At 40.6% G+C, this 2854-nt stretch carries 2 protein-coding genes; both read right to left on the reverse strand.

The window, feature by feature from the left end; genetic code table 11:
• Nucleotides 1-48: 48 nt before the first annotated feature.
• Nucleotides 49-1272 carry a TolB family protein gene (locus tag ACWVCM_RS05020; protein WP_455200623.1) on the reverse strand — a complete coding sequence of 408 codons (1224 nt, stop codon included), beginning with the start codon at nt 1270-1272 and terminating at the stop codon, nt 49-51.
• Between the two features lie 531 nt (nt 1273-1803).
• Nucleotides 1804-2235 (reverse strand): pilin, encoded by a 432-nt coding sequence (locus tag ACWVCM_RS05025; protein ID WP_455200624.1) that lies wholly within the window; start codon nt 2233-2235, stop codon nt 1804-1806.
• Nucleotides 2236-2854 lie beyond the last annotated feature (619 nt).

Genomic DNA, 2854 nt, shown 5'->3' on the forward strand with positions numbered 1-2854 from the left:
GTCCAAAAAAAGTCATCAAGATCAGATCAGCGTGAGAAAAAAGAGACATCATTGTCTGGAAAAACAAAATTTGACAAGGCCACGTTTGATAAAAACACTGAAAAGAAACACGACAAATCGTCCACTTTCATCGATGCTGGTTGAAGCAAACGTTGATGCATTACCTTCAGCACCACTACTGTTTACACTTATCCGAGCAGTCACATTACCATTCAAATCCCGAACAAAAATATCATGTACATTGTTATTATCGTTGTCCACCAGGTTGCTGGCAATCGAACGAAATGCAACAACAGTTCCATTCCCGCTAATTACAGGAGTTTCACTATCACCGTTAGTTTCATCGTTATTATTGCCAATATTTATTCGGTGAGTCTCTCCCAAAAGGCGATCACGTAGAAAAATATCGCTTGCATTGTTGTTATCGTCATTAACCAGGTTATCACTTAATGAATCAAATACAACGTATCTACCATCATCACTGACTGATGGATTCCGGCTTATACCATTACCTTCCTCTCCTTCGCTGTTTATGCTGATTCGTTCCATCTCACCTGTGATCGAATCAAATAAAAAAATGTCTGTTGAGTTATTGCTATCCATGTCGGAAACTAAATTTGTTGCATTGGACTCGAATACAATATATCGACCGTCCGCACTGACATCTGGCGCATCGCTATCATTATTACCTTCTTCGCTGTCCTGATTGATACTAATTCGATCCAGGCTGGCGCTTATCATGTCAAATCGAAAAATGTCGGCAACCTGATTTGAATCATCATCTACCAGATTGGTTGCCGAAGAACTGAATATAACTACGGCACCATTATCACTGATCACCGGATCAATACTGGCACCATCGCTTTCATCTCCTGTTGGCGATGCAGTTAACTTGATAGTATTTTGATTTAGACGATCTCTTAAGAAAATATCCCAGGTTGAATTGGTGTCATTGCTGGTCAGATTTGTCGCGATAGAATCAAAAACCACGTAACGTCCATCGGCAGAAATACTTCCATTTATACTATTGCCGTTCGCTTCCTGTTCGGTGCTATCTACGCTGATTCTCGATGTCTCACCCACGATATCGGGTATGGCCGCCTGTACTGTAGTTAAAACTGAGGTTCGTGAACCAGAATCACTTTCACCGGGAATATTTGCCAGATTGTCCGGTGCAACGCTCGATGTTTGTTGATCCGGATGCCCACACGCATTAAGCATGAAGAGATAGAAGATAACAACAGGCAGGGTGAAAAACCGACCAGGCTGCATAAACCAAACTCCTACAAAACAGATTCTTTGGCACAGATTTGGGACTCAATCCAGTAGATTGTCAAAATCCCGTGTATTCATCAATCGGGACGCAGGGATCAACGATGAACAAGCAAGCCATCAATGATAGCTCGTTGAGACGCCCCCATCTCTATAAGGAATGGCTACAGCGTAACGCATTTACTAGTTATTAGCCAATAAGACTATGGCCGTATTGAAGAACAATTAGCATTTCAATATTTGCTGATTAGAAGAAAATAAAATAATGAGCGCTAATTATTTGCGGCTGGAATACAATAACCATTGGTTTTTATGGTTTATTGGCTGGTTTGGCGATATAAGGGGTATCTGCAGCGTATCCTGCTAATGTAGTAATCAGAAGCCCATGAGGTTTCGATACTATCGCTATACCACACGCGATGCCGCTGCATTGCTGGACCAGCATGGTTAGTCACGCCGGCAATGTCGCTTATACTTTTTAGCGGTTTTTATTTTGCGTTGGTGTTTGCAGGGTTTGTATATAAGGTATTGTTAGTTACGGCAATTCATCGGCAAATATCGATTTCCAACAGTAGTTGCCGCCGTACTACAACTCCATTGTATCCCGTTCGTACTCACAGTACCCACTAATGCAATATTACCTGTTGCCGTTGTATTTTGAATTGTATATGTGATCGTCGCGGTTGTAGCAGTGGTAGTGAATGCTATAGCGCTTATATATTGACTTTGCGTAATATCCGTATTTATGTTGGCCTGAGTAGTACTGGCTGGCATCTGACCTGAAGACATATAAAAATCCGATATCGTTGATTTTGCCGAGTCCGCGACAAGTAATACTTCAGATATTTTTGTACGATCGGTATAAGCATTGTAGGCAGGCAATGCTACAGTTGCCAGAAAACCCAGAATCCCAACTACGATCATTAATTCAATGAGAGTAAACCCTTGCTGTGCAGTCTTCACTAGAAACCTCCAGTTTCTAAACTCAGGATAAAGTTTAAATATCCATTAAGATTAAATTGCCATTCAAATCCGGCAACATATTATCAATTTGATGTAGCAACACTGGTAAAAATAATAATAAATTTCTGTAAATCCTGATGATGAACAAGTCACAGAATGAATCCCGCTGTTCAGAAAGTTAATCATAACTTGCGCCATTCTCGTGACTTAATATCGTCCTTCGCAAATCACATGTTGAGTGACTGGTTGACAAAAATTTGTGATTATTTCAATTTTGGGACTAAGTGCCAGCAAACACCGCGAACAGCGCAATATGAACTTGTGAACCAATTCACTATTAGCCTGGTGAATAAAGCAATTGACCAAAAGAACGAGGAGATTTGAATGTTGCATTAGCTGCGTCAAGAAGACTTAACGTATGTGTAAAAACACGCACAATTGCGTAACTGCACAATGTATAAGTTGGTTCCTGAGCTACGATCAATTATCATCACGACTGTTACAGGCGGGAAATAGAATATTGAATAGTTACTACTATTCCAACTTGCTAGAACGGATTAGCGGCAGATTGCTCCTGAGTCTTTCCGTATATTTTTTACACTAAAACGCAGCGATGGAA

It is taken from the genome of Kaarinaea lacus (assembly GCF_975902315.1).

What these genes read in the sequence shown, in the direction of transcription:
- ACWVCM_RS05020 (WP_455200623.1), bottom strand. Translation starts at nt 1,272, where the DNA reads ATGCAGCCTGGTCGGTTTTTCACCCTGCCTGTTGTTATCTTCTATCTC.